Consider the following 22,916-nt stretch of genomic DNA (forward strand, 5'->3'; position numbering starts at 1 on the left):
AGTCACGCGGCTACGCATCGATGGTCACCCGTTCCAGCGAGTCCTGCCGGCTCGTGCGCTGCGCCCGGCCACTCAGTGCCCAGAAACCGCCTGCGGCCATCACAAAGCCGCCGACCCACAGCCATGCCATCAGGGGGTAGTGGTAGAGGTTGAGCGACACGCGCTCCGGGTCAAACTGGGCGAGGGAGATGTAGATGTCGCGCCCTGGGGTGGTCCAGACGTCGGGCTGGCCGATCGACTGGGGTTGGTTGGGGAAGGTGTTCAGCAGCGGCCGACCGATCCAGACCACCTGATCACCGTCACGAAAGACGATGTGCGCGTCAGTGCTCACTCGATCCGGTTGCTGATGCCGCTCCGTACGATCGAACGTCAGCTCGTAGCCGGCGAACTCGACGGTCTCGCCGCGGTCGAGGGTCACCGTGGCCTTGCTGGCCAAGGCCCCGGACACGGCGATGGTGACGGCGACCAGCGCGACGCCGATGTGGGCCAACTGTCCGCCCCAGTACGCACGCTGCCCACGCAGCAGCCGCGGCACGCCCTTCCAGCGGGGCTTCGGCGCGGTGACGATCAGGTGGCGCACGCTCGCCGCGACGATGCCGACCGCGATGGCAACCACGGCGACCACGCCCGGCGAGCGGATTCCGGCGAGCACCAGAGCCGCCGCAGCTGCGCTGGCGAGTAGCAGCGGAACCCGCAGCCGGGTCCACAACACGCGAGGTGAGGCATAACGGTAAGGGGTGAACGGGCCGATGCCCATCGCCAACAGCAGGGCGAACGCCAGCGGCACGGACATCCGGTCGAAGTACGGCCTGCCGACCGAGACCTGTTCCCCGGTCATGAACTCAACGACGATCGGGTACAGGGTGCCGGTGAGCACGACGAACGCGAACACGGTCAGCAACAGGTTGTTGACCAGGAACACACCCTCGCGACTGGCCAATGACTCCGGCCGTGACGGCGAGGCAATGCGCTCACCGCGCAGCGCGAACAAAGTGAACCCGCCGACCAGCACCAACATGAGGAACCCCAGGAACACCGAGCCAACGCCGGACTCGGTGAACGAGTGCACCGAAGCCACGACGCCGGAGCGGGTGAGGAATGTGCCGAGGATCGTCAACGCGAATGTGGCGATCACGAGCACGAAGTTCCACGCTTGCAGCATCCCGCGCTTGACCTGGACGACAGCGGAGTGGATGAAGGCGGTCGCCACGAGCCATGGGATGAGTGCCGCGTTCTCGACCGGATCCCACGCCCAGTAGCCACCCCAACCGAGTACTTCGTAGGACCACCACGCCCCGAGCACGAGCCCACCGGTCAGGAAGCTCCAGGCGACCAAGTTCGCCCGCCGGGTTCGCCGCAGCCATTCCACGCCACCCTTGCGCAGTAGCAACGCCGACATGGCGAACGCGAACGGCACGGTGAACCCGACGAACCCGAGATAAAGCATGGGCGGGTGGAAGGCCACCATGATGTGGTCGGCCAGGATGGGATTGGGCCCGGGGCCATCCGCCGGTGGGTCAGGCAGAATCTTGAACGGGTTGGCCACGGTGGACACTAGGACGAAGAAGAAGATGTTGACCAGGCCGAGCACGCCGAGTGCTCCTGTGCCCAACCGATCGTGGGTGCTGCGCACCTGCCGCATGACCATGGCCGTGTAGCCGGTGAGGACGAGTGTCCAGAGGATGATGCTGCCGCCCAATGCCGACCAGGCGCTGGTGATCGTGAACAGCAGTGGCGTTGCGCGGGAATGGTTCTCGGCCACGTAGGACACGGCGAAGTTGTCCGTCAGCAGGGCCACTTCGAGCGCACCCATCGCCAGGATGGCACCACCGACCATGCAACCGACGGCGAACCGCAACTGGGTTCGGCGGATCGCTTCGGGGCGCTGCTGAGCGCGGAAGCCGAACAGCGCCAACACGATCGAACCGGACAGGCCCAACAGCGTGCCACCCCAGCCCACCGCGGGAGTCACGACGCTCACGATTTCTCACCATCCGGGGCCGGTGGCTGGTAGTTCTCGTCGTGCTTGACCTTCATCGTGTCGGAGACGAAGACGTCGCCACGCCAGGAACCCTCGAGCACGACGCCAATCCCGGATTGGAACAGCTGTGCTGGCGCGCCGTGATGCTCGATGGCCACCGTGTCGGAACCGGGTCCGGTGCCGGACGTGAGCGTGAACCGCAGTCCGTTCGCGGTCTTGACCACGCTGTCCTTCTCGACGAGCCCGCCGAGCTGGAAGCGGCGTCCGTCGGCGAAGTCGGCCCGCTGAGCAACGGCTTCCTGCGGGGTCAGGTAGTACACCAGATTCTGATTGAGGTTGCCGAAGAACAGCAGGCCGGCCAACACCGCGACCAGCCCCACTCCGGACACCGCGAGCATTCGGTAGCGCTTCACCGCTGCTCTCCCATTCGACGCCGTGCCCGTGCCCACCGATAGGTCAGGCTGATCAAGTACGTCGCCATGGCGAGCGCGGTGGCACCGTAACCGAGTGCTACCCAGGCCCATTCAAACATCAGCTCACGAACCCTTCTCCAACCGCGGAGCCAGCACCGCGTTGCCTGCCAGCTCCCGACCCTCGGCCACTTGCCTGGCCTCGAGCTCTTCCTCCAATGCCTCCAGCCGCACACGCGCCCGGACCATGACCAGGTACAACAGCGTGAAAGCCAACACGTTGACCAACAACGCCGCCAGCATGGTGTGGTCGATGCTCGGATCACCCGGTTTCAGCACAGTCGGAGGTTGGTGCAGCGTTCGCCACCACACCACCGACATGTGCACAATCGGTACTTGCACGAACGCCACCACGCCGAACACAGCCGACCGGCGCGCGCGGGCCACCGGATCAAGGGTCGCTCGCCGCAACGCGAGATAGCCCAGGTAGACGAAGAACATCACCGCCGTGGTCACCACTCGCGGGTCCCACGTCCACCACACACCCCAGGTGGGCTTACCCCAGATCGAACCGAGCACGATCGCCAGTCCGGTGAAGAACACGCCCGCCTCGGCGCTCGCTACGGCTATTCGGTCGTAGCGGGGCTGGCGCCGCCACAACCACGCCGCAGCGGCGCCCGCCGTCACCGCGAAGCTGAGGTAGGCCACCCACGCCGCGGGCACGTGCACGTACATCAGCCGTTGCAGGTTGCCCTGCAGCCGGTCGGGCGGAGCGAGCATCGCACCTGCGATCCCGATTGCCACCACCAGCGCGGTGGCAATCGACAAGCGACGTCCGAACAGCATCACGCGGCCTCCTCCAAGTGCCGGGAGACCAGGCCGAGGGCGACCGCCACGGCCAGGTCGACAGTGAGAATGAGCAGGAGCCACGACCATGGCTGGTGGCCGTACCGCGCGGCCTCCAGGACCTGCGTCGCGCCCAGCAACAGGGGTAGTGACACCGGCACCACCAGCAGCGGCCCCAGAGCGGTGCGACTCGCCAGTCCCTGCGCGAGTGCGTTGGCCAGCGTGCCCAAAAGCGCCAGCCCGACGGCGACAAGCGGGAACACCGGCAGCAGCCAGACCCAGCCGGAAAGGTCCGGGTCGTACAAGATGACCGCGACCGGTATGAGCAGGGCCTCGAATATCAACAGCAGCACCGTGTTCGCTGCCGCTCGCCCGGCCAGGCGCACCGCCGGATGCACACCGAATAGCCGCACCATCGCCAGTTGTGCCGGCCCGTCCACCGCGCTCTGCCGCAGGGTCACCAGCACACCGAACAGCAACATGACCACCCAGTACAGGCCCGGGCCAATCTGGCGGAGCAGGGGGACATCGCTGCCGATGGCCAGCGGGACCAGCAGCAGCCCAGCTGCCCCGAACGGTGCCGTCACCAGCAGCGCCTCTCCGGCCCGTAGTTCCTGCCGCAGATCTTTACGTGCCAATTCAAGACATTGCCGCAGCGCGCCAGGCGTGGTATCCGCGCTCATGCGACCACCGGCCCGGGCTGGACCGGAGTCGCCTGTCCGTCTGCGATCTTTACCACGCGATCCGCCACGTCGAGCAGCCGCGGATGATCGTGCGAGACCACGACGGCAGCGCCACCCCGGGCCCGTACCCGCCCGACGACGGCCTCGACCAACCCTGCCGAGGCCGTGTCCAGACCAGCGTGCGCCTCGTCCAGCAGTAGCAACGCAGGCTCGGTGAGTAGCACCCTGGCCAACTCGGCTCGCCGCTGCATGCCCTGCGAGCACACCTCAGCCCATCGGTCGGCGGCCCCGCCCAAGCCCACCAACTCCAAGGCCTCGTCCGCCTCTCCGTCGCGGTGACCAGTGAGCCTGGCCACGAAGTGCAGGTTCTCTCGCAACGACAACTGCGGATACAACGCCGGGGCGTGTCCTACCAACGCGATTCGCGGGCGCACCGCCGCGCAGGCCGGCGAACCGAGCGTGGCACCGAGTACGCGTCCCTTGCCCCTGGTGGGTGGCAGCAATGTGGCCAGGACCCGCAGCAGTGTGGTCTTTCCAGAACCGTTCGCGCCGATGAATCCGACGGACTCACCCCTGCGCACGGTCAGATCGAGCCCGCGCAGGACCGGCACACGATCGACGTCGACGGAGATGTCCACCAACGACACGACGGCCTCGTCTTCGGTCAATAATTTCGGCATCGATCCTGCTTCGCATGAGCGCTGAGACCGCCGGACGCGAGGCTCAGCACGGTACTGTCTACTATCTTTCGTAGGAGGATACGAGGGCATCCTCGTACCCACCCACCGGGGCCCCAACAGGCAGGAAACGGAGGTCGACGTACGTGGAGTTCTTCGCGCTGGCGTCGCTGGCGCTGGTGGCAGGCTTGATCTCGTTCACGTCACCGTGCACCCTCCCGCTACTGCCCGGTTACATCTCCTACGTCGCAGGCCTGTCGAGGGAGCAGACGGACGCCGGGCGCCTGACTGCCGGCGCGCGCCGTCGCGCGTTGCTCGGAGCCTCGCTGTTTGTCGCCGGCTTCTCCGCGGTGTTCACAGCACTCGGCGCGACATCGTCCGCGCTGGGGCTGCTACTGGCCCAGAACCTACGGACGATCAACCTGGTCGGCGGCACGTTGATCGTGATCATGGGGCTCGCCATGACCGGTCTGCTCAGGATTCCGTTCCTGCACCGCGAGTTCCGGTTCGATCTCAGCAGGTTCAGCCGCGGGCCGGGTGGAGCCTTGCCGCTCGGCGCCGCGTTCGCGTTCGGCTGGACGCCGTGCGTTGGACCGGCGCTCGCGTCCATCCTGGCCACGGCTGCCAGCACCGCGACCGTGGCACGAGGCACACTGCTGCTCCTGGCTTACTCCCTCGGCCTGGGGGTGCCGTTCCTACTGGTCGCCGTGGGAGTGGCCCAGGGCAAGGTACGCCTCAACTGGCTTCGGAACCACTCACGCCGGATCGAAGTCGCCGGCGGCCTTGTCCTCGTCGTCATGGGGATCGTGATGATGACGGGTGGCTGGACCGCCCTCATGAGTCGGATGCTCGGCTTCTACGCACGCCTCGGCTGGCCGCCCATCTGACCACCCGCACGGTACGGACTGCGCGTAGACGAATGCCAGGCGTCGGTCCAGCGTTGTCCGTTGTTCTGACTGTCGCCAAAGCTGTCCGTGTTGGCTCCGGGGCAGGACGGCGACGCGGCGGCAACTCTGCCACGCGAAAGCACTGAGCGGCCTGCCCTCCGCGTGCAGGACAACCCCAGACGTCCGCCCACCGTCCACTCGCGATCTGACCTGCGAGGGATCACACAGAGAATGATCACCTCGAGCGGTCTTTCGCGCCGGCACCCGCACAGGCCGAGAGCGGTCGAGGCCACACGGCCATGGTGGGCTCCCGTTCACGAGAGCACCCCAATCAACGATGAAGGATCGTAGTGAAGGCAGGGCACAAACGCTGCTGCAGGGGTACCCCTCCACGGCGATACCAGGGACCGAACGGGCTAATCCGCTAGGCCGTTTACCCCAACAACACCTCGCGGCTGTTAGTTTTCGTTACTGTGAGATTTCGACTGGCCGCACATCGTCACCACTTATTAGTGGTCGCCGCCGCCTTCGCGGTGCTCGTGCCATTCGTCGCTCTGCACCTGATACTGCTGTGCGAACCCCATTCCCATACCGAGAGTGACCACGGACATAACACAGTGCGCGCGGCCGTTGTCGCGCAGCATTCAGCTCACTTTGGACACTCCGCGAACACCGACTGCCACCCGGGTCATCCCGACCAGCAGCACGTCCTCACCGAGACCGGCCATGCGCTGCCCCGCTCCGAGGGCACGCTCGACGGCCTGGCAGCGCTCGGGGCCCTGGCGATCGCAGTGTCGATCGTCACCCAATCCGGTCCCTGCATCCCGCGGGGCTCGCCGTCAGTAGGCCACCGCACGCACCGACGAACCGGGCGCACCCTGCTTCTCGATCTCTGCATCGCACGGTCCTGAGCGCGCCAGCCGTGCCGAGCACGAGCTCGGCACGGCCACCGGCTGCAGTCCTCAGACCGCTGTTTCTCACCGCATTTCGCGAAGGATCGACACAGGGATGAACCACACACTTCTCAGCACACCGCTGGTGACCTCGTCGCCGGCCCAGCTCCTCAGTCCGGCCGCGCGCTGCCACTCGCCCGGGCATGCCATCGGCAACACGCCCGTGCTGTGGATCGGGGAACCGTTCACCGGCTCCCGCCACGGCTTCTGGGCCAAGCTGGAAGGCGCCAACCCCGGCGGCATGAAAGACCGCCCCGCCTTGCATATGGTGGGCAGGGCCAAGGAACGAGGCGAGCTCGCACCCGGTGCGATGATCGTCGAATCGACCAGCGGCACTCTCGGCCTCGGCCTGGCCCTCGCCGGGATCGTCTACGGGCACCCCGTCACGCTGGTCACCGATCCCGGCATGGAACCGATCATGCGCCGCATGCTCGCCGCACACAACGCCCGGGTGGAGCTCGTCACGCAGCCGCACCCGACCGGCGGCTGGCAGGAGGCGCGGCGCGAGCGCGTCCGGCAGCTGCTCGAGAGCACACCCGGGTCATGGTGCCCAGATCAGTACCAGAATCCGGACAATGTGGAGGCCTACGCCTCGCTCGCCACGGAGCTCATCGGCCAGCTCGGCCGCATCGACATCCTGGTCTGCTCGGTCGGTACGGGCGGGCACTCGGCCGGCATCGCCCGGGTGCTGCGGGAGTTCTGCCCGCACCTGCGGCTCATCGGAGTCGACACCGTGGGCTCCACGATCTTCGGTCAGCCGGCCGCCCCACGGCTGATGCGCGGGCTCGGCTCCAGCATCTACCCCCGCAACGTCGACTACCCCGCCTTCGACGAGGTCCACTGGGTTGCCCCCAGAGAAGCCGTGTGGGCGTGCCGGAGGCTGGCCTCCACCCACTACGCGAGCGGCGGCTGGAGCGTGGGAGCAGTCGCGCTCGTCGCCGGCTGGGCCGCCCGCAACAACGATCCCGACACCCGGATCGCGGCGATCTTCCCCGACGCCCCACACCGCTACTTCGACACCATCTACAACGACGACTACTGCGCCGAGCACGAGTTACTCGGCCCGGCACCTGCCTCCGAACCCGACACGATCGGCACCCCGTCAGAACAGGTGGTGCGGCACTGGACGCGATGTAGTCACGTCGTTGACCCCGTGACAGCGCAGGAGGCCCTCGTATGAGCCAGCTCGTGAGCCAGTTCCGCACGTTCGACCGGCCGAGCAAGCTGTTGATGGTCAACCAGTTCGGCATCAACGTCGGGTTCTACATGCTGATGCCCTACCTGGCCGGCTACCTCGCCGGACCGCTCGGCCTTGCCGCGTGGGCGGTCGGGCTAGTGCTCGGCGTGCGGAACTTCTCCCAGCAAGGCATGTTCCTCGTCGGAGGGACACTCGCCGACCGGTTCGGCTACAAGCCCCTGATCATCGCCGGGTGCGTGCTGCGCACCGGCGGTTTCGCACTCCTAGCCATCGTCAGCTCGCTGCCCGCCCTGGTGATCGCCTCCGCGGCCACCGGATTCGCGGGTGCCCTGTTCAACCCCGCGGTGCGCGCCTACCTCGCCGCCGACGCCGGAGACCGCAGGGTGGAGGCCTTCGCCCTGTTCAACACCTTCTACCAGGGCGGCATCCTGCTGGGCCCGCTCGTCGGACTGGCCCTCACCGCGCTCGACTTCAGGATCACCTGCCTCGTGGCGGCCGCGGTGTTCGGCGCGCTGACCGTGCTCCAGGCACGCGCGCTGCCACAGCACCCGGCCGACCGCGGCCCGGACCGCGGCTCTGTCCTCGCCGAATGGCGAACGGTCGTCGCCAACCGCCAGTTCGTCCTGTTCTCCCTGGCGATGATCGGCTCGTACGTACTGTCGTTCCAGGTCTATCTGGCGCTGCCGCTGCAGGCACAGACGATCGTGGGATCCGAGGCAGGCAGCACCGCCCTGGTCACGTCGCTGTTCGTGGTATCCGGCGCGGTCGCGATCGCCGGCCAACTCAGGGTAACCGCGTGGTTCAGCAAGCGGTGGGGCCCCGGCCGCAGCATCGTCGTCGGGATGACGCTGCTGTCCATGGCGTTCGTCCCGCTCCTGCTCGTCCCCGGCGCCGCCACCGTCGGGCCCGTACTGGCCGGAGCAACCGTACTGCTATCGGCGGCCCTGCTCGCGCTCGGCACGATCGCGGTGTTCCCGTTCGAGATGGACACGGTCGTGCGCCTGTCCCGCAACCACCTCGTCGCCACCCACTACGGCTTCTACAACACCGTCATCGGCGTGGGCATCCTGCTGGGCAACCTCTTCACCGGAACCGTGTTCGGCCTGGCCCACCAAGCCGGGTGGCCACAGCTGATCTGGGCCGGGCTGACCCTCATCGGGGCGGGTTGCGTGCTGGCCCTGCACCTACTCCACCGCAGCCGCCAACTGACCGCCGAGCCGGCCGGGCAACCGATGAGGTAGCCGAGCGCATCGGCAGAACAGCATCGAGACGTCGCTATCCTGGCTGGCATGAGGAGGAGTACGCGCAGCAGTGTGCCGCAGTGGTTGCTGTTGTGCGTGCTCGCTCTCGCAGTGCTCGGCATGCACCATGTCGTCTCGACATCCCACCTGCCCGCAGCCGGAGAGGCCCACGTGGCCGACACCACCCACTCCGGCGGCGCAGCGGAAGGGCACAGCCAGTCGCCCACCGACTCGACGCCGAGCGACCCGGCGCACGACGCACTGCATTTCTGCCTCGCCGTGCTGTTCACTGCTGGCCCTCTGCTCCTGCTCTCCTCGCGGCTGAGGTCCGTACTCCGGGATGCGCGCAGTCTGGCAGCGACCCTACTCTGCTGCGCCCAGGTCCCGCGGACTCGCGAGAGATCAGTGCTCGTGGGGAGAACTCTGCTCACATCCGTCTGCGTTCTGCGCATTTAGAGGTCACGGTTCATCACCCTGACCTCACGACGATCGTCCTCCGACAACGCAGCGCAGAAGGAACCAAGACCACCGATGAAGAAATACCTCATCGGGGCGAGCGCGGCTGCCGTCCTCGCCCTCACAACGGCCTGCGGCACCGGCGATACGTCCGCCGTGGACTCGAGCCGGAGCACGCCACCGACAGCGGCCGGCGAGGCTCAGCAGAGCAGTCACAACGACAGCGACATCGCCTTCGCCCAACAGATGATCCCGCATCACGAGCAGGCAGTGGAGATGGCCGACCTGGCATTGGAGCGTTCCACCGACCCGAATGTGGAAAGCCTCGCTGAGCAGATCACAGGCTCGCAGGATCCCGAGATCCAGCAGATGACCGGGTTGCTGAAGAAGTGGGGCGCGCCTGCAGCCCCCGATAAGTCCGACATGCCGGGGATGATGAGCGGAGAGGAGATGCGGCAGCTGGAACAGGCGACCGGCTCCGAGTTCGACGTCATGTGGCTGCAGATGATGATCCAGCATCATCAGGGCGCGATCGAGCTGGCCAAGACAGAACTGAAGGAAGGCAGCGACGCCGACGCCAAGGCACTCGCCCAGCGCATCATCGAGGCGCAGGACGCTGAAATCCGCGAGATGGTGGGGCTCCTCCCGCACTGACCGCCCCACGGCCGGCTTTCCGCGGCAGGCGTCGCCGGGCTCAGCCACACATTGCCTTGACGCGCTCCCTGGAGCAGGTCCAGGTACCCGGCTCGGCAGCTTTCGCCCCGTAGGATGACTCCCTATGAGGAGGCGCCATGCGCGGGCCCGGTGAACTCGAAGCCACGGTAGTGGAGATGCTCTGGCATGCGGCAGAGCCGATTAAGGTTCGCGACCTCCTGAAGCGGCTGCCGACGATGACAGCCATCCTCACCGTGTTGGCTGCCACACTGCCGTCCTGACGGCACAGCTCGGTCGCCACTCCCCAAACCACTAGTATCGATAGTAGGCCGTTTGACAGGGGATCTCGTTAGCAAGATGGCGGGAGGCGCGATGTTCAGGCTCGGCGGGCGGGACACCCGATGATGAACGTGCTGTGGGGCGCAGACGAGCCCGCCGAAGCCGGAGAGACCTGTTCTGGCAGCACTGAGGGAGCGCTGTGGCGCTTCTTTCACACAGCGTCCAAGCACGACACCGTGCACCTGCGCAACGCGCTCTCCTGGAAGGCCAACGGGCAATGACGCTGGCTTTGGCTCTGCTGGTGGGAACCATCACGGCCGGATGGCTCGTGCCCCAGGGCTTACGACGCGTCGATCTCCGCCGCCGAGACCCACGGTCCCTGCTCGTCGCCTGGCTTGCGTCGATCATGGGTGTCGCGGCAGCCGGGACGGCGGGCGTTGTCCTCCTTTTGACGCCTGGCCACGGGCCTGCCGATTCCCTCACGTGGGCGTTGAACCGATGTCTGGCAGCCTTGCAGCACGGCTCCCCACCACGGTTCGAGGACCTGCTGGGTATCGCCAGTGCCGCCCTGCTGGGGGTTGTCGTCGTGCGCTGCGCTGTCGTCACGGCGCGCGAACTGCTGCGGCTACGGCGGGCAAGCCGCGAACGGCTCTCGGTGCTGCGATTGGCCGGGTGGCCGGATGCGGCCACGCCGAACACGTTCTGGCTGGCGCACGACCGGCCGCTGGCGTTCAGCCTTCTCGGCCGGCCTGGCGTGATCATCGCGACGGAAGGCCTGACCCGGCACCTGCCCGCCGACGCGGTTGCCGCTGTGCTGGCGCACGAGCGTGCTCACCTGAGAGGGCATCATCACCTATTGATCGCGGTTATGGACAGCCTGCGGCGCACGCTGCCGTTCGTTCCGCTATTCCGGCAGGCGCCAGCAGCCATCCGCGAGCTCGTGGAACTAGCCGCGGACATGTCGGCAACTCGAGTGTGCGGCCCCGCTGCCGTCCGTGCCGCGCTGCTGGCTGTCTCCGGGCATGACGCGCCCAGCGTGGCCCTGGCCATGGGGCGCGATACGGTCCGCGTGCGGCTCGCTCGCCTGGAGCATGTGGCGCAGGCACCCGGGGGCGCCCGCAGAGCGCTGTCCTGTGGTGCGGCCGGGGCCCTGGCCACCGCCGTCCCGTTCTTGACCGGCCCGTCGCTGCTGTTCGCCCTGGCGGTGCTGGCCTGCCCGGTCGGCGGCTGACACGACCGGACTCGGCCTTGCCTTGCCCATGGCCTCGGCAACCACAACGGCGTAGTCCGCGGAGAGCCGTACTGGCGAGAGGATTCCTTCGGGCTCGACCGACTCACCCCGTAGCGCGAGCCAGCCTGTCCGCGGCCGCACAAGGACCGCGACGTCCGTCACAGCCCGGCTAACGCCGGGGGCCGATGTCGCGTACTACGTCGCAGAGCATCGCGAGCTCCTCGCAGGTGTTGTAGTAGTGCACCGACGCGCGCACGAGCTCCTCGAGCCCGCGATTCTCCATGTCCAGTCTCGTCGAGGGGGTTCTGGACACACTGACGTTGATCCCGTGTGCGCCGAGCGCGGCTTGCACGTCGGCTGGCGCGACGCCGTCGACCGTGAAGGACACGATCCCGCACCGTTCGACGCCCGCGTCGTGAACTGTGACTTGGGGTAACTGAGCCAGGCTCAGCCGGAGCTCGTCGGCCAGCGCGTATACGCGCCCTCGGATGCGGTCCAGTCCCCACCCGAGAGCGTAGTCGATCGCCGCGCCAAGGCCGAGTTTGGCCGCGTAGTTGCACTCCCACGACTCGAAACGCCGGGCATCGGGACGTATCCGGTACTCGTCGCGAGCAACCCATGTCGCGGCGTGCAGATCGAGCATCGGCGGCGCCAGCTCGTCGAGCACTTCCCGCCGGACGTAGAGCAGGCCCGTGCCGCGGGGCCCGCGCAGGTACTTCCGGCCGGTCATGGACACCATGTCGCAGCCGATTTCGTCGACATCGAGCGACATCTGTCCCGCCGACTGACAGGCGTCCAGCAGGTACAGCACACCGGCGTCTCTGGCGACCTTGCCCACCTCGGCGGCGGGGTTCACCAGCCCACCGTTGGTCGGGACATGGGTCAGCGAGATGAGCCGCACCCGCTCATCGATCAGGTCGCGCAGCCTCGGCACCGAGATCTGCCCGGACTCGCCGTTGGGCACGACATCGACCCGCAGGTTGTAGCGCTGCGCCAGCTGGAGGTAGGCGATGAAGTTACTGGCGTACTCGGCCTCGCTCGTCAGGATCCGATCACCAGGACGGAACGGGACGGAGTAGAAGGCCATGTCCCAGGCCCGGGTCGCACTGTCGACCACGGCGATCTCGTCGGTACGGCAGCCGAGCAGGCGTGCCGCCGAACCGTAGACGTCCTCGATCTCCTCGGCGACCAGCGCTGCGGCTTCGTAACCACCGACACGAGCCTCAAGCTTCAGGTGCGTGACGGTACGGTCGAGCACCGGCGTCGGCATCAGGGCGGCACCGGCATTGTTGAGGTGGACGACGTTCTCGCAGCCCGGGGTCTCCCGCCGCGCTCGCTCCACGTCGAAGGTGTGCACCGCGGCCGCCGTCATATGACCTCCTCACCGACCTGCGCGGCCGGAACGTCCGTGGGCAGTGCTGAGTGATCGACAAGCCGGAGGAACGAGCGCACCCGTTCCTTGGCCGGTGTGGTGAAGAAGGTCTCGGGTGCGGCCTCCTCGACCACCACACCACCGTCCATGAACACGATGCGATCGGCGACGTCACGGGCGAAGTGCGTCTCGTGGGTGACGATCACCATCGTCATCCCATCAGCGGCCAACTCCCGGATGACCTGGAGCACCTCGGCATGCAGTTCCGGGTCGAGCGCCGATGTCGGCTCGTCGAAGAGAACCACCTGCGGCTCCATCGCCAGCGCTCTGGCGATGGCAACCCGCTGCTTCTGGCCGCCCGACAGTCGTGAGGGATACACATCGCGCTTGTCAGCCAGCCCGACCCGGTCGAGCAACCGCTCGCCGAGGGACACAGCCTCGGCGCCCGGCAGCCTCCGCACCTGCCGGGGCCCCTCGATCACGTTCTCAAGGGCCGTCATATGCGGGAACAGGTTGAACTGCTGGAACACCATGCCCGTCCGCTGCCGGACCTGCTGCATCAACCTTGCCCGCCCGCGACGGTCGCGCCGCACACCGCACTGGAAAGCGCAACCGCAGATCCGCACGTGGCCGGCATCAGGTTCCTCCAACAGGTTCATGCAGCGCACCAGTGTGGTCTTGCCCGACCCGGACGGGCCCATGAGCACGACGACCTCACCACGCTCCACCGAGAGGTCCACGCCTCGCAGTACCTCCAGATCGCCGAAGGCCTTGCGGATGCCTGTGAGTTCGATCGTGGCCGTGGTCATGCGTATGCCTTTCCCATTCGCCTCTCCAGCATTCCCTGCCCGACGGACAGCAAGGTGTTGATCAGCCAGTAGAGGGCCCCGATCATCAGGAACGCCTCCATGTACCGGAAGTTCGCGTTACCGATGCTCTCCGCCACTCGGGTGAGCTCCACAACGGTCACGACCGAGGCGAGCGACGTGTCCTTCATCAAAGCGATGAACCGCCCACCCACTGCGGGCGTCGCGATCCTGATGGCTTGCGGGAACACGATTCGGCGGAAGGTCCGCCAGTAGGGCATTCCGATCGAGGAAGCGGCCTCCCACTGTCCTTTGTCGACACCGAGGATGCCGCCGCGGAAGTTCTCGCTGAGGTACGCCCCCGCAAACAGGCTCAGCGCGAGAATCGCCGACGGGATCGGTTCGAGTTGCACCCCGAGCTGCGGCAGACCGAGGTATATGATCATGATCTGAATCAGTAGCGGGGTGCCCCGGAACACCGACACGAACATGATCGCAATACCCCTGAACACTCGAAAATCCGAGATGCGGGCCAGAGCGACGAGGGCGCCCAGCACGGAGCCGAGCGCGAACGACACCACCCCGAGCAACAGGGTCACACCCAGACCTTTGATCAACATCGGGAAAGAATCGACCAGCATGTCCATGGCTGCCCTTACCCCTGCTCCGGCGGTAAGGCATTCAGCTCCGGCACCATGTCCAGCCCGAGCCATTGCTGCGAGATACGACTCAGCGTGCCGTCGGCGATCATGCTCGCGATCGCTTTGTCGATCTCCTTCTTGAACGCGGGAGAGCCCTTGCGGAAGGACATCCCGTTGACTTCACTTTCCAGCAGCTTACCCACCGGCTTGACCGCCAGGTCGTTCTGCTTGGCCAGGTAGCTGCCTTGGAAGCGTGAGACCAGCATCGCATCGGCATTGCCTCGGGCGAGATCAGTCAAGCCCAGCGTCGCGTTTTGGTAGGTCTTGACTTGCGCACCCTGAATCTCCTCTCTGGCGAACTGCTCCTGAGTGGTGCCGGCGGACACGGCCACCACCTTGTCCTCCAGATCGGACAGCGAACCGATGCTACGGTCGCCGCTGGGAACAAAGATCGCCACGCCGTTGACTTGGTACGGCCTGGAGAAGGAAACCTGCTGCTTGCGCTCCTCGGTGATCGTCTGACCGGAGATCACGATGTCGAAGCGCTCCGCTCGAACGCCTTCGATGAAGCTCTGGAAATTTGATGCCACGAATTCGACGTTGTCCACTCCGATCCGGCGAGCCACCTCATGCGCGACGTCGACGTCGTAGCCCACAGGCTTGCCGTCGTCCAGGAAGTTCCACGGCGGATTGGCCTGGGTCAGCGCGACTCGCAAAGTGCCGCTGTCCCGCACGTCCGCCAACACATCGGTGGATCCCCCGCCTGAGCAACCCATGAGAACGGCGCTGGCCATGGTGAGCAGGAGCGCGAGCCCCTTTCTCATTCGCCCGACTTGTGACATTCCCTTGACCTCCCTCTCGGCAGCAAAGCCGCGGCGAGACGGTGCGAGCCAAAGGCCGCCCGTTGGTTCGCCGGTTCGGTCGTGCTTTTCGTCACTCGATCGAGTGACGGAACACTATGCGGGGGTGGGGTATGGAGTCAATGGTCCACCCGAGGGCTTTTCAGAACCAGCGGAGTCGCAAGTCAGACAGGAACGGTCGAGAAATCAGCACACTTTCGGCTGTTCGAACGCATTGTCACTACGGAGACTGTCGGCCGACGTAGCCTGCCGTCCACGACAGCGTCACGGACGGCAGGCTACGTTTTCCGACACCCAGAAGGTGTAGCAGCGGTAGACATCTCGGAGCCGGTGAACCCGCGCGCGGCCGTTCAAGAAGGCCGGCAACCCTCGGTGGCGCACATGCGCCCACGCCACCGTACGACCACGGCCACGAGAAGCGCGGACAGCGAGATCACCGCGAGGACCGGCTGGATGGGTGCCCACACTCCCAACGCACCGGAGACCCCGAGCACGCCGATGACGAGCTTGTTGCAGACCGGGCATCCCACGGCGAACGCCGAGAGCAGCGAAGAACCCAGGACCCGCCTCTGGCCACGGGTGTTCGCGACCTGGGGAACGATCGCGAACCATAGCCCGGTCAGCAAAACCGTCAGAGCCAGAGCAGGGTACTCCCACCAGCGCACCGGGGTCATCCTGGTGAACCAGCCGGTGTCGATCACATCGGTCGGCACACCCACGATGAGGGCGCTCAGCAGCGCCACTCCGACTCCCCTACCCCACCGCCACGGCCGTGTGTCGGCTGCCTCCCGCACCTGCTCGCCGGCAGCGTTGTCGACGTGCTGCAACTGCATCACCGTGCCATCTCCCCTTCCACCGTGGCCCCAAAACTACGATGGTCGATAGTACACCGGCGGTCGCCGGGCAGACGTGAGATGCGCCGGCCTGTCGCAACTACACCGCCTTTCACGACCGACTACCGGCCGCATTGGCCGACTGCGCCGGTTGGCTCGCGCGGCGCCAGGCGCCGCGGCGCAGCAGGCGTAGGCCGTTGAGCCCGACGATGACGGTGGAGCCTTCATGCAGGCACAGGCGTGGTGATCATGGAAGTTCCTACAGTGGCCACAACTTCACCGTGCGCTCGCAGTTCCGGTGACCAGGTTCATGCGACCGAGCACGGGCAAAGGTCATCGAGTCGGCGTGCTTGTACGCTTGGTCGAGTGGTGACGAACGATCCTGTCGATGGAGAGTCACGGTGACGGGCCTGGAACGCCGGAGCGCGCTCGCGCGCTGGCTGCTGGTCTGTTCGGTGTTGCTCGGGCTGGTCCTCATGCACCACGTCGCGAATCAGCACATCGAACACGGTGACCCGTCGGCCACTGTCCAGCAGGTCACCACCGAGCACGACATCGCCGAGCACGACGGTTCGTCAGCACCTTCACACGAAGGCTCATCGGTACTGGCCCATCTGTGCTTCGCCGTGCTCGTCGGGTCGATCGTCCTGCTGATTCCCGTCCGGCTCATCCGCCGATTCCGGGACACCGTCACCAGGCTCAGGCCCCTCGCCGCGCGGACCGGTGGTGGGCGTGCTCCCCCCATCCCCTTACCGGTCCCGGCCGGGTTCGCCTACGACCTCTGTGTGCTGCGGCTGTGATGTCACCACGCCGGGCGAGTTCATCGAGCTCGCGCGGCGTCCCGGCAACACAACAGATCTACCTACACAGAGGAAACAAGCACCATGAAGAAGTCCCTGACTTATGCAGCCCTCGCCACGGCGGTCGCCGCGGCGCTCGCCGCCGGATGCACCGGAGGCACCGAGGGCGCAGACACCACTGGTAACGCCGGCTCCCAGCCCAGCACAAGCGCGTCAGCTGAACAGGCCACCCACAACCAGGCGGACGTGACCTTCGTCCAGGGGATGATCCCTCACCACGAGGGCGCCATCGAGATGGCCGACCTCGCGGAGGGCCGCACCGACAACCCCGACATCCTCGATCTCGCCCAGCGCATCAAACAAGCACAGGGACCTGAGATCGACCAGCTGAACGGCTGGCTCGACGCCTGGGGCGTCAACAACGACATGCCCGGGATGGACCACGGCGACATGGGGCATGAGATGCCCGGAATGGGTGCCGAGGACATGAAGAAACTCGAACAGGCCAACGGCGCCGAGTTCGACCGGCTGTTCCTGGAGTTGATGATCGAGCACCACCAGGGCGCCGTTGACATGTCCGAAACAGTGCTGGACGAGGGCAGCAACCCCGAGGTGAAGGAACTCGCCCAGCAGATCATCGACGCTCAGGAAGCAGAGATCAACGAGATGCGATCACTGCTGGAAGGCTGAGCGCGTTCCACAACACATCACTTCCGGGCCTGCGAACCCACCTACTGGGTGAGTCCGCGGGCCCGGTCTTACGACGACATCCCGACGCGAAGGACCCTCCCTTGCCGCGCACACATCGTGTCCTGCCCTCGCTGGCTCTACTCCTCGTCCTCACCGCGGCATGCGGTGGCACAGGCGAGACCGACACCACCACCTCGACTGCCCCACCGAGCACAGCCCCCACCACGGCGATAGCCGACAGCGATCACAATCGCAGCGACATCGAGTTCGCCCAGGACATGATCCCGCACCACGAACAGGCCGTCGTGGTCGCCGAACTCGCGCTGGAACGCGCGTCCAGCCCCGAGGTGAAAGACCTTGCGCAGCGCATCAAGGACGCTCAGAACCCCGAAAAGAACGCACTACTGGCACAACTGAAGTTGTGGGGCGAAACAGTCACACCGGGCGGCGCGAGCGGCGAACACGACCACTCCCACCTCATGCCCGAGGAGACATTCCAGCAACTCCAGCAGAGCACGGGCCCGGCATTCGACACACTGTGGCTGCAAACCATGATCGAACATCACCAAGGCGCCGTCGACCTCGCGCAAGCGCAACTCCGCGACGGCAGCGACACGCTGACGTCGATGTACGCCCAAGACATCGTCGACCGGCAGAGCAAAGAGATCGAGGAGATGACGGCACTACTGGGCCAGTAGAACACCCGGAGAAAGAACCGCGTAGTCATACCAAGCTACTCATCGCGCAAACCGGTCGGGGTCGAGCGGTCTCAAATCAGGTGGCAGCCCGGCGTTACTGCCGCACTGCAATCTTCGGGTCTTCGATTCGCTGCCGTCCGACACCGACGATGGCCTGGATGAGCAGGGAGGGGCGCGTACCCACGGAGTTGACGAAGATAGTGGTGACCGAGGCTGCCATGGCGACCATCGCCCAGACCGGGTACACCAGGCCGGTCGTGGCGAGCGGGACGCCGATGCCGTTGAACAGAAACGCCAGGGCAATGTTGCCGCGGGTGTGCCGATAGGCGCGGTCGCTGATGTCGCGGGCATCCAGCACGGCACCGACCTGGTCGCGCGGCAGCACGATGTCGGCCGATTCGACGGCGATTCGGTGCCGCCAGCGCGATGCCCACGTCGGCCTGCATCAGCGCGAGGGCGTCATTGATGCCATCGCTCACCATGGCCACACAGGTGCCGTCGGCCTGCAATTCCCGCACGGTCTCGGCCTTACCTTCCGAGCGCACCAGCTCCCGGACCTCAGTGCTCCCGAACTGATCGGCGACCCGCCAGCCAGCACGCTCGCTGCCACCGATATCGCGGCGGCGGCCAAAGCCAACACCTCGTCCTCATGACCGGCGACGGGGCACACGGCGCGGACGGTCGGCTTGCCCTCGGTCAGGTTGCCGGCCTTGTCCCACACGATCCGCCGCACCAGCCGGGAGGTCTGGAACGCCTCGCCGGTGCGCATGACAATCCCACGGTCGGCGGCCACCCCGTGCCGCGCACGATGGCCAGCGGCGCGGCGATGTCGACCGCGCAGGGATAGACCATGTCTCGGCATGATTGAGGCCCCAGTCGAAGGCATCCACCCCGAGTTCAGCGGTGTGTGTGCGATCCGGCTGCTGCTCTTGGCGGGGCCGATCCCAAACGGGACGGTCCGCACCAGCCAGGACGGCGGCGCGTTGTGAACCCCGGCCGACCAGGTCAACGGTCCCTCACAAGCTCTCGCAGCGGGGAGCTACCCCCAAGATCTACGTCACCACCGAGACCGGCATCCACCGGTCGGGCGATGGTAGGCGCACGTTCCCACTGCACTCCCGCTTCGCTGAGCATCGCCTGTGTCATAGCGACGGAAACCCTGTCCCTCCTCCCACATACCCGGGACAATTCGCGCAGAAGAACCGTTCGAGTGCCGCCCGCACCGGGGTGCCACGATGCGTAACACACGGATCGTGAATACTTCCGCCACTGACGGGGAATACCCGTGCCTGGTATTGCATGTCGGCCGAGGGAGTAGCGCATGACCGTCACCGGTGCGCTCGTCTTGCTGGCTGTGGCGTTGGTGGGTGTCGCCGGTCTCTACGGCATCGCTTTCGCCGCCCGTTTGGGCGGCACCAGAGCCAACGTCTACCCGTTCCTCTCCGGACACTCACCCGCCGAGCACGCCGTGTCGCGGTACCACGTCCGTTGGTACACCGTCTCGATGATCTATCTCGTCTTCGATATGGAGATGGTGTTTATGTACCCGTGGACGCTGGTCGTCGCGGAGAAGGGCACGTCGGCGGTCGTGGAGATGTTCGTGTTCCTCGCGATCCTCTTCTCGGGTGTCGTATACGCGTGGCGTGAGGGGGCACTGCGATGGGCCTGACCGAGTGGTTGTTGCGCCACACTCCGCCCCATCCGTTGGTGACGGCCACACCGGGTGGCACCGCCGCCCGGCTCGCCGCCGAACGGGTGCTGCGCGAGCGCGGCTGGCGCGAGGCGGCGAGTCCCGCCGAGGCGAATCTCCTGGTCGTCGCGGGCCCACTCGACGACGACCTGCGGCCGTATGTGGAAGCGGTGTGGGCGCAGATCCCTCGGCCGCGCGCGCGGACGCAGATCGACTCCGCGACTGCCGCACCGTCTGCAGTGGACGCGGCGGTCGCCACCCTCCGGGACGCCGACCTCCAGCGCCACCAGGACGACGACGCACCACCCGAGGGCCATGACATCGGCCATGAGCAGCAGGGACACCAGAGGCACGAGAGCCACGACGCCAGCGCACACGGTAGCCACCACGGCAACGAGGGCGGCAACGACTCCGGGCACCAGCACGATGACGACAGCCAGAACAAAGGCGAAGACCACGTCGGCGGGCACCAGCACCACGACATGGGTCACGATATGGGTGGCATGGACATGCCCGGCAACGTCGCGATGGCCGACCGGGGCGAGGACCGGGACGGGCTCACCCTCGACCGGGTACATCTGCCGCTCGGCCCGGTGCTGCCGGACTGGCCCGCCGGGCTCATCGTGCACAGCACCCTGCAGGGTGACATCATCCAGGACGCGACCGTCGAGACCGTGGGCTGTGGGGGTGCCCCGTACCCTCACCCGTTCTGGACCGGCGACGCCCACCGGGTGGCCGCTTGGCGCCTCGACTCGTGCGCCCGCCTCCTATCGGTCGCGGGCTGGGCCGACGCCGCGGCCACCGCCCGCCGGTTTCGCGACGAGGTGCTGCCCGGCGGCCGGTCGACGCGGCCGGAGAACATAGCCCCGTTGCTCTCGGCATGGGCGCGGCGCGTCCGCCGCTCGCGTGTCCTGCGCTGGTCCCTGACGGGGGTCGGCGTCACGCCTGACGTGCCCTCGACCCCACCGGGATTGCGCGGCGACACGCTCACCCGGCTGTATCGGTGGCTCGGCGACGCTGAGCGAGCACTCACCGGCACCGTTACGCCGTCCGATGAGGACGACCGTGCGCGTGAGGCCAGATGGACGCTCGACGCGCTGCCTGACCTCCTCACGGGGACAGAGTTCGCCCTGGCCCGGCTGCTGGTGGCCAGTCTCGACCCCGACCTCGACACCGTGACCACCCCCAAGGTCGCTCATGGTTGAGGCGATCGGGTGGCCCGGCGCGTTCCTCCTGCCCGTAGTGCTGGGTGTGCTGGCGCTGGCGGCCGCCGCATTCGACGCGCACCTTGCCGCCCGCGCGGCCGGGACCTCGGACACGACCGGGTTCAGCACGGCCGTCACCTCGCCACTGCGGGAGACAGCGGGCCTGCTCGTGCAGCAACGACGACGCACCCTGGCAGCTGACACACTGCTGTGGCGGGGCGCGGGCGTCACGCTGTTCGCGGCGGCCCTGCTCGCGTCTCTCGTCACGCCCCTGGGGCATTGGGCTGTCGGGGACAGCGCCGTCGGCATCGTGTGGTTCAACGCGATGGAAGTCGTCGCCTGGGCGGCGGTGTGGCTGGCGGGCTGGGGCGGCAACTCCGCGTACGGGCTCGTCGGCGGGTACCGGTTCCTGGCGCAGGGACTGGCCTACGAACTGCCGCACATGTTCGTGCTCACCACCGCAGCGATCGGCGCCGGTTCGCTCCGGGTGAGCGACATCGTGACGGCACAGCAGAACCTGTGGTTCGCCGTCTGGATGCCGGTCGCGTTCGCCGTGTTCCTCATCTCAGTGCTCATGATGGCGTTCTTCCCGCCGTTCGATGCGCCACTCGGCCGTGACATCGCCGGAGGGGCGGCCGCCGAGATGTCCGGCGCGGACCGGCTGGTGTTCGGCGCCGGTCGCTGGCTGCTGCTCGTGTCCGGCGCGGCGATGTCCGTGCCGCTGTTCCTCGGGGGCGGCCTCGGCCCGGTACTCCCCGGCTGGCTGTGGTCACTCGTGAAGACCGTGGCGGTACTCGCGGTCCTGGTGTGGGTGAGCCGTCGGCTGCCCACCATCCGCATGGAGCGGTTCGAGGAACTGTCGTGGATCGTCCTGATACCGCTCACTCTGCTGCAGGCTCTGGTCGTGGCCGTGGTCGTCCTGGCCCGCACATCGTGACATGAGGAGGTGGACCGATGTGGACACAGATCGCGTTCTGGCTGTGCGCGGCCGGTGCCGTCATCACCGGAATCCTGGTGTTCCGGGTGGATTCCATGGCCAGGGCCACGTTCTCGCTGCTCGCGTCGTTCGTGTTCGCGGGGCTGGCGTTGCTGCTGATCCACCTGACCTATCTGGGTGTGCTCGTCATCCTCATGATGATCATGGAAATGCTCATCATGGTGGTCTTCATGGTGATGTACATGATGAACCCGGCCGGATTGATGCCCATGAGCATGGTGCACAACCCGAAGGGCTCACTGGGGATCGCCGTCGGGACGTTCGCCTTGCTCGTAGCGGGCATCTACCTCATCGACTGGCCCACGTCGCAGGCCTCACCACCGCCCGACACCACGAGGCAGCTGGGTGAGGCGCTCATGGGCTCAAAGATGCTCGTGATGATGGTGCTCGGGCTGGCCTTGTTCGCCGCGATAGTTGTCACCGTCGTGCTCTCGACCCACCGGGGCCGCTACGACCGCTTCGGCGACCGACTGGACCGCACGCGACCGCGTGACCCCGTGCGCGGAGGTGTCGGCCGATGACGCTGCAGGACTACCTGCTGCTGGCAGCGGCGCTGTTCAGCGTCGGGGTGTACGGCGCGCTGTCCCAGCAGTCCATCGTCATGGTGATGATGGGCCTGGAACTGATGATCAACGGCGTGCTCGTCGGCGGTGCCGGGTTCTGGTACTTCACCTCGCCGGTCCGCCCGGACGGCCAGGTGCTCGTGGCGGTCGCGGTGACCGCGATGGCCATCGAGATGGCAGCCGGGTTCGCCGTGGCCACGGCGCTGCTGCGGGCCCGTGACGTGGACATGACCGACATGGCCGCCGACCTGAAGGACTGACGGGC

Annotated in this window: 30 protein-coding genes; 18 read left to right on the top strand and 12 right to left on the bottom strand. The window is 66.8% G+C overall.

The window, feature by feature from the left end; all coding sequences use genetic code 11:
• Window positions 1-10: 10 nt before the first annotated feature.
• The 6 genes from SACGLDRAFT_RS14350 to SACGLDRAFT_RS14370 are packed head-to-tail and all read right to left on the bottom strand — an operon-like array spanning window position 11 to window position 4,600.
• A complete protein-coding gene (locus SACGLDRAFT_RS14350; protein WP_005465535.1) occupies window positions 11-1,981 on the bottom strand; it encodes a heme lyase CcmF/NrfE family subunit in 1,971 nt (656 codons plus the stop codon).
• The gene (locus SACGLDRAFT_RS14355; protein WP_232283968.1) at window positions 1,978-2,361 is read right to left on the bottom strand and encodes a cytochrome c maturation protein CcmE; all 384 of its coding nucleotides are present in this window, start codon (window positions 2,359-2,361) and stop codon (window positions 1,978-1,980) included. Before SACGLDRAFT_RS14355 ends, SACGLDRAFT_RS14350 begins: the two co-directional genes overlap by 4 nt.
• Before the next feature lie 29 nt (window positions 2,362-2,390).
• The gene (locus tag SACGLDRAFT_RS22955) at window positions 2,391-2,513 is read right to left on the bottom strand and encodes a tumor necrosis factor receptor family protein (RefSeq protein WP_005438282.1); all 123 of its coding nucleotides are present in this window, start codon (window positions 2,511-2,513) and stop codon (window positions 2,391-2,393) included.
• Window positions 2,514-2,517: 4 nt separating this feature from the next.
• Window positions 2,518-3,237: a cytochrome c biogenesis protein CcsA gene (ccsA, locus tag SACGLDRAFT_RS14360; RefSeq protein WP_005438281.1), complete on the bottom strand. Its 720-nt coding sequence runs from the start codon at window positions 3,235-3,237 to the stop codon at window positions 2,518-2,520.
• Window positions 3,237-3,875, bottom strand: coding sequence for a heme exporter protein CcmB (locus SACGLDRAFT_RS14365; RefSeq protein WP_232283969.1), 639 nt, complete (start codon window positions 3,873-3,875; stop codon window positions 3,237-3,239). Before SACGLDRAFT_RS14365 ends, ccsA begins: the two co-directional genes overlap by 1 nt.
• Window positions 3,876-3,916: 41 nt before the next feature.
• The gene (locus SACGLDRAFT_RS14370; RefSeq protein WP_005465537.1) at window positions 3,917-4,600 is read right to left on the bottom strand and encodes an ABC transporter ATP-binding protein; all 684 of its coding nucleotides are present in this window, start codon (window positions 4,598-4,600) and stop codon (window positions 3,917-3,919) included.
• A gap of 143 nt (window positions 4,601-4,743) precedes the next feature.
• Here SACGLDRAFT_RS14370 and SACGLDRAFT_RS14375 point away from each other — a divergent pair, with 143 nt between their 5' ends.
• From SACGLDRAFT_RS14375 to SACGLDRAFT_RS14400, 8 genes are all read left to right on the top strand, one after another.
• Entirely contained in the window at window positions 4,744-5,484 is a 741-nt protein-coding gene (locus SACGLDRAFT_RS14375; protein ID WP_005465539.1) for a cytochrome c biogenesis CcdA family protein, read from the top strand.
• Window positions 5,485-6,017: 533 nt separating this feature from the next.
• A complete protein-coding gene (gene lpqS, locus SACGLDRAFT_RS23155; protein ID WP_456300010.1) occupies window positions 6,018-6,395 on the top strand; it encodes a putative copper homeostasis (lipo)protein LpqS in 378 nt (125 codons plus the stop codon).
• Between the two features lie 97 nt (window positions 6,396-6,492).
• Window positions 6,493-7,617, top strand: a complete 1,125-nt coding sequence (locus tag SACGLDRAFT_RS14380) for a PLP-dependent cysteine synthase family protein (protein WP_005465540.1) — start codon at window positions 6,493-6,495, stop codon at window positions 7,615-7,617.
• Complete coding sequence (locus tag SACGLDRAFT_RS14385) at window positions 7,614-8,876, top strand: MDR family MFS transporter (protein WP_005465541.1); 1,263 nt, start codon at window positions 7,614-7,616, stop codon at window positions 8,874-8,876. The genes SACGLDRAFT_RS14380 and SACGLDRAFT_RS14385 overlap by 4 nt, the downstream gene beginning before the upstream one ends.
• A gap of 531 nt (window positions 8,877-9,407) precedes the next feature.
• Window positions 9,408-9,986 carry a DUF305 domain-containing protein gene (locus tag SACGLDRAFT_RS14395; RefSeq protein WP_005465542.1) on the top strand — a complete coding sequence of 193 codons (579 nt, stop codon included), beginning with the start codon at window positions 9,408-9,410 and terminating at the stop codon, window positions 9,984-9,986.
• 137 nt (window positions 9,987-10,123) lie between these two features.
• Window positions 10,124-10,267 (top strand): hypothetical protein, encoded by a 144-nt coding sequence (locus SACGLDRAFT_RS22320; protein WP_157608818.1) that lies wholly within the window; start codon window positions 10,124-10,126, stop codon window positions 10,265-10,267.
• 120 nt (window positions 10,268-10,387) lie between these two features.
• Entirely contained in the window at window positions 10,388-10,546 is a 159-nt protein-coding gene (locus SACGLDRAFT_RS22535) for a hypothetical protein (protein WP_005438269.1), read from the top strand.
• A complete protein-coding gene (locus tag SACGLDRAFT_RS14400; protein ID WP_005465543.1) occupies window positions 10,543-11,496 on the top strand; it encodes a M56 family metallopeptidase in 954 nt (317 codons plus the stop codon). Before SACGLDRAFT_RS22535 ends, SACGLDRAFT_RS14400 begins: the two co-directional genes overlap by 4 nt.
• 169 nt (window positions 11,497-11,665) lie before the next feature.
• Here SACGLDRAFT_RS14400 and SACGLDRAFT_RS14405 read toward each other — a convergent pair whose 3' ends face one another.
• The 5 genes from SACGLDRAFT_RS14405 to SACGLDRAFT_RS14425 form a co-directional block, all read right to left on the bottom strand.
• Window positions 11,666-12,868 carry an aminotransferase class V-fold PLP-dependent enzyme gene (locus SACGLDRAFT_RS14405; protein WP_005438263.1) on the bottom strand — a complete coding sequence of 401 codons (1,203 nt, stop codon included), beginning with the start codon at window positions 12,866-12,868 and terminating at the stop codon, window positions 11,666-11,668.
• Window positions 12,865-13,677: an amino acid ABC transporter ATP-binding protein gene (locus SACGLDRAFT_RS14410; RefSeq protein ID WP_005438261.1), complete on the bottom strand. Its 813-nt coding sequence runs from the start codon at window positions 13,675-13,677 to the stop codon at window positions 12,865-12,867. The genes SACGLDRAFT_RS14405 and SACGLDRAFT_RS14410 overlap by 4 nt, the downstream gene beginning before the upstream one ends.
• Entirely contained in the window at window positions 13,674-14,321 is a 648-nt protein-coding gene (locus SACGLDRAFT_RS14415) for an amino acid ABC transporter permease (protein WP_005465544.1), read from the bottom strand. The genes SACGLDRAFT_RS14410 and SACGLDRAFT_RS14415 overlap by 4 nt, the downstream gene beginning before the upstream one ends.
• 8 nt (window positions 14,322-14,329) lie before the next feature.
• Entirely contained in the window at window positions 14,330-15,157 is an 828-nt protein-coding gene (locus SACGLDRAFT_RS14420; RefSeq protein WP_005465545.1) for an ABC transporter substrate-binding protein, read from the bottom strand.
• Between the two features lie 368 nt (window positions 15,158-15,525).
• Window positions 15,526-16,008, bottom strand: a complete 483-nt coding sequence (locus tag SACGLDRAFT_RS14425) for a hypothetical protein (RefSeq protein WP_005438253.1) — start codon at window positions 16,006-16,008, stop codon at window positions 15,526-15,528.
• 401 nt (window positions 16,009-16,409) lie between these two features.
• Between SACGLDRAFT_RS14425 and SACGLDRAFT_RS14430 the strand changes: the two genes are divergently transcribed.
• The 3 genes from SACGLDRAFT_RS14430 to SACGLDRAFT_RS14440 all read left to right on the top strand — a co-directional run bounded on the left by SACGLDRAFT_RS14430 (window position 16,410) and on the right by SACGLDRAFT_RS14440 (window position 18,196).
• On the top strand, window positions 16,410-16,808 hold the full coding sequence (locus SACGLDRAFT_RS14430; protein ID WP_005465546.1) for a DUF6153 family protein: 399 nt from the start codon (window positions 16,410-16,412) through the stop codon (window positions 16,806-16,808).
• A gap of 84 nt (window positions 16,809-16,892) precedes the next feature.
• Entirely contained in the window at window positions 16,893-17,498 is a 606-nt protein-coding gene (locus tag SACGLDRAFT_RS14435) for a DUF305 domain-containing protein (protein ID WP_005465547.1), read from the top strand.
• Between the two features lie 101 nt (window positions 17,499-17,599).
• A complete protein-coding gene (locus SACGLDRAFT_RS14440) occupies window positions 17,600-18,196 on the top strand; it encodes a DUF305 domain-containing protein (protein ID WP_005465548.1) in 597 nt (198 codons plus the stop codon).
• 94 nt (window positions 18,197-18,290) lie between these two features.
• Here the strand turns inward: SACGLDRAFT_RS14440 and SACGLDRAFT_RS22790 are convergent, their stop codons facing one another.
• Window positions 18,291-18,581 (bottom strand): hypothetical protein, encoded by a 291-nt coding sequence (locus tag SACGLDRAFT_RS22790; protein WP_040919105.1) that lies wholly within the window; start codon window positions 18,579-18,581, stop codon window positions 18,291-18,293.
• A 1-nt stretch (window position 18,582) separates the two neighbouring features.
• Between SACGLDRAFT_RS22790 and SACGLDRAFT_RS23010 the strand changes: the two genes are divergently transcribed.
• From SACGLDRAFT_RS23010 to SACGLDRAFT_RS14475, 7 genes are all read left to right on the top strand, one after another.
• Window positions 18,583-18,849 (top strand): hypothetical protein, encoded by a 267-nt coding sequence (locus SACGLDRAFT_RS23010; protein ID WP_040919107.1) that lies wholly within the window; start codon window positions 18,583-18,585, stop codon window positions 18,847-18,849.
• A gap of 207 nt (window positions 18,850-19,056) precedes the next feature.
• On the top strand, window positions 19,057-19,185 hold the full coding sequence (locus tag SACGLDRAFT_RS22960; RefSeq protein ID WP_269727380.1) for a hypothetical protein: 129 nt from the start codon (window positions 19,057-19,059) through the stop codon (window positions 19,183-19,185).
• 332 nt (window positions 19,186-19,517) lie between these two features.
• Window positions 19,518-19,865, top strand: a complete 348-nt coding sequence (locus SACGLDRAFT_RS14455) for an NADH-quinone oxidoreductase subunit A (RefSeq protein ID WP_005465549.1) — start codon at window positions 19,518-19,520, stop codon at window positions 19,863-19,865.
• Complete coding sequence (locus SACGLDRAFT_RS14460) at window positions 19,856-21,091, top strand: DUF4779 domain-containing protein (RefSeq protein WP_005465550.1); 1,236 nt, start codon at window positions 19,856-19,858, stop codon at window positions 21,089-21,091. Before SACGLDRAFT_RS14455 ends, SACGLDRAFT_RS14460 begins: the two co-directional genes overlap by 10 nt.
• Complete coding sequence (locus SACGLDRAFT_RS14465) at window positions 21,084-22,028, top strand: NADH-quinone oxidoreductase subunit H (protein WP_005465551.1); 945 nt, start codon at window positions 21,084-21,086, stop codon at window positions 22,026-22,028. The genes SACGLDRAFT_RS14460 and SACGLDRAFT_RS14465 overlap by 8 nt, the downstream gene beginning before the upstream one ends.
• Window positions 22,029-22,045: 17 nt before the next feature.
• Entirely contained in the window at window positions 22,046-22,609 is a 564-nt protein-coding gene (locus SACGLDRAFT_RS14470; RefSeq protein ID WP_005465553.1) for an NADH-quinone oxidoreductase subunit J, read from the top strand.
• Entirely contained in the window at window positions 22,606-22,911 is a 306-nt protein-coding gene (locus SACGLDRAFT_RS14475) for an NADH-quinone oxidoreductase subunit NuoK (protein WP_005438241.1), read from the top strand. Before SACGLDRAFT_RS14470 ends, SACGLDRAFT_RS14475 begins: the two co-directional genes overlap by 4 nt.
• The last annotated feature ends 5 nt before the right edge of the window (window positions 22,912-22,916 follow it).

The organism is Saccharomonospora glauca K62, from assembly GCF_000243395.2.
Classification (GTDB): domain Bacteria; phylum Actinomycetota; class Actinomycetes; order Mycobacteriales; family Pseudonocardiaceae; genus Saccharomonospora; species Saccharomonospora glauca.

Bases quoted from the DNA above. Each gene is read 5' to 3' on its own strand.
- SACGLDRAFT_RS14435 (WP_005465547.1), top strand. From the start codon at position 16,893: ATGAAGAAGTCCCTGACTTATGCAGCCCTCGCCACGGCGGTCGCCGCG.
- SACGLDRAFT_RS14405 (WP_005438263.1), bottom strand. From the start codon at position 12,868: ATGACGGCGGCCGCGGTGCACACCTTCGACGTGGAGCGAGCGCGGCGG.
- SACGLDRAFT_RS14410 (WP_005438261.1), bottom strand. From the start codon at position 13,677: ATGACCACGGCCACGATCGAACTCACAGGCATCCGCAAGGCCTTCGGC.
- SACGLDRAFT_RS22960 (WP_269727380.1), top strand. From the start codon at position 19,057: ATGATTGAGGCCCCAGTCGAAGGCATCCACCCCGAGTTCAGCGGTGTG.
- SACGLDRAFT_RS14475 (WP_005438241.1), top strand. From the start codon at position 22,606: ATGACGCTGCAGGACTACCTGCTGCTGGCAGCGGCGCTGTTCAGCGTC.
- SACGLDRAFT_RS14465 (WP_005465551.1), top strand. From the start codon at position 21,084: ATGGTTGAGGCGATCGGGTGGCCCGGCGCGTTCCTCCTGCCCGTAGTG.
- SACGLDRAFT_RS14460 (WP_005465550.1), top strand. From the start codon at position 19,856: ATGGGCCTGACCGAGTGGTTGTTGCGCCACACTCCGCCCCATCCGTTG.
- SACGLDRAFT_RS14400 (WP_005465543.1), top strand. From the start codon at position 10,543: ATGACGCTGGCTTTGGCTCTGCTGGTGGGAACCATCACGGCCGGATGG.
- SACGLDRAFT_RS22535 (WP_005438269.1), top strand. From the start codon at position 10,388: ATGATGAACGTGCTGTGGGGCGCAGACGAGCCCGCCGAAGCCGGAGAG.
- SACGLDRAFT_RS14455 (WP_005465549.1), top strand. From the start codon at position 19,518: ATGACCGTCACCGGTGCGCTCGTCTTGCTGGCTGTGGCGTTGGTGGGT.
- SACGLDRAFT_RS14470 (WP_005465553.1), top strand. From the start codon at position 22,046: ATGTGGACACAGATCGCGTTCTGGCTGTGCGCGGCCGGTGCCGTCATC.
- SACGLDRAFT_RS14420 (WP_005465545.1), bottom strand. From the start codon at position 15,157: ATGTCACAAGTCGGGCGAATGAGAAAGGGGCTCGCGCTCCTGCTCACC.
- SACGLDRAFT_RS14395 (WP_005465542.1), top strand. From the start codon at position 9,408: ATGAAGAAATACCTCATCGGGGCGAGCGCGGCTGCCGTCCTCGCCCTC.
- SACGLDRAFT_RS14425 (WP_005438253.1), bottom strand. From the start codon at position 16,008: ATGCAGTTGCAGCACGTCGACAACGCTGCCGGCGAGCAGGTGCGGGAG.
- SACGLDRAFT_RS22955 (WP_005438282.1), bottom strand. From the start codon at position 2,513: ATGTTTGAATGGGCCTGGGTAGCACTCGGTTACGGTGCCACCGCGCTC.
- SACGLDRAFT_RS23010 (WP_040919107.1), top strand. From the start codon at position 18,583: ATGTCGGCCGATTCGACGGCGATTCGGTGCCGCCAGCGCGATGCCCAC.
- SACGLDRAFT_RS14370 (WP_005465537.1), bottom strand. From the start codon at position 4,600: ATGCCGAAATTATTGACCGAAGACGAGGCCGTCGTGTCGTTGGTGGAC.
- SACGLDRAFT_RS14385 (WP_005465541.1), top strand. From the start codon at position 7,614: ATGAGCCAGCTCGTGAGCCAGTTCCGCACGTTCGACCGGCCGAGCAAG.
- ccsA (WP_005438281.1), bottom strand. From the start codon at position 3,237: ATGCTGTTCGGACGTCGCTTGTCGATTGCCACCGCGCTGGTGGTGGCA.
- SACGLDRAFT_RS22320 (WP_157608818.1), top strand. From the start codon at position 10,124: ATGCGCGGGCCCGGTGAACTCGAAGCCACGGTAGTGGAGATGCTCTGG.
- SACGLDRAFT_RS14415 (WP_005465544.1), bottom strand. From the start codon at position 14,321: ATGGACATGCTGGTCGATTCTTTCCCGATGTTGATCAAAGGTCTGGGT.
- SACGLDRAFT_RS14380 (WP_005465540.1), top strand. From the start codon at position 6,493: ATGAACCACACACTTCTCAGCACACCGCTGGTGACCTCGTCGCCGGCC.